Genomic DNA, 992 nt, shown 5'->3' with positions numbered 1-992 from the left:
GCGCCGCGCCGCGTAGGCGTCGAGGACGCGGTCGGCCAGGTCCGGGTCCGTGGCGGCGGCCAGCCAGGCGACGTCGCCGGCCGGGTCGCCCACGTGCAGGTCCGTCCAGCCCGTCACGCCCACCACGCGGCCGCGCTCGAGGAGCAGGTTGTCCTCGTGCAGGTCACCGTGCACGGGCACCGGGGTGAACCGCCACAGGGCCTCCTCCTCCATGGCCTCCTCCCAGCGGCGCAGCAGCAGGGGCGGCACGCGGCCGGAGGTGGCCGCCTGGTCGAGGGCGTGGAGGTGACGCTGCCGGATCTGCTCCGCCGTGTAGGAGGGCAGGTCCGCGTGGTCCACGACATCCGAGGACAGCGTGTGGATCGCGGCCAGCACGCGGCCCACGTCCTGCACCGCGGGCTCGCCGAGCCGGGCCAGCTCGTCCAGGGTGACGGGACGCCCGGGCATGTCCTGGTAGACGAAGGTGCGCAGCCCCTCGAGCCGCACCGCGCCCGCCACGGAGGGCGTGCGGAACGGCAGGCCGGCGCGCACCGCCGGGGTCAGGCCCGCCAGCACCTGCAGCTCCGTCTCGAGACGGATGCCCGCCTCCGGGGTGCGGGGCGAGCGGACCCGCCACCGCTGGCCCTCACCGTCCACGACGACGGCGGTCGAGAAGTCCGCGGGGTCGTCCGGGCTCGCCTCCACGGAGACGGGGGCGAGGCCGGGGACGGCCGCGGCGGCCAGGGCTGCGAGACGAAGGGGCTGACGATCCACCCCTCCAGCCTAGGCGCGGAACGCCCTCCCCCGTCGTCGGGCGCACCGGAGACGGGTCGCTAGCCTGGACGCATGGCCTCCTGCCCCCCGTCGTCGTCCGACCCCACCGCCGCACCACCCCTGGCCCTGCCGCTGGCCCGCGAGGAGCTGGACCGCGGTGCCGTGGCCCGCCTCGACCCGGGCCACCTGGCGGCGTCCTGGGCGCGCGAGGGGACGGAGGTCCTGTGGCTGCAGGGCGG

Annotated in this window: 1 protein-coding gene; it reads right to left on the bottom strand. The window is 77.1% G+C overall.

The annotated features are described in order from the left end of the window. A partial coding sequence (locus D8M29_RS12590) for a macrolide 2'-phosphotransferase (RefSeq protein WP_127446043.1) occupies positions 1 to 753 on the bottom strand: 753 nt, incomplete at its 3' end. Between the last annotated feature and the right edge of the window lie 239 nt (positions 754 to 992).

It is taken from the genome of Micrococcus sp. HSID17227 (genome assembly GCF_003989405.1).
GTDB classification, from domain to species: Bacteria; Actinomycetota; Actinomycetes; order Actinomycetales; family Micrococcaceae; genus Micrococcus; species Micrococcus luteus.
Note: the sequence above shows the minus strand (reverse complement) of the source record. Positions and strands in the feature narration are given on the sequence as shown.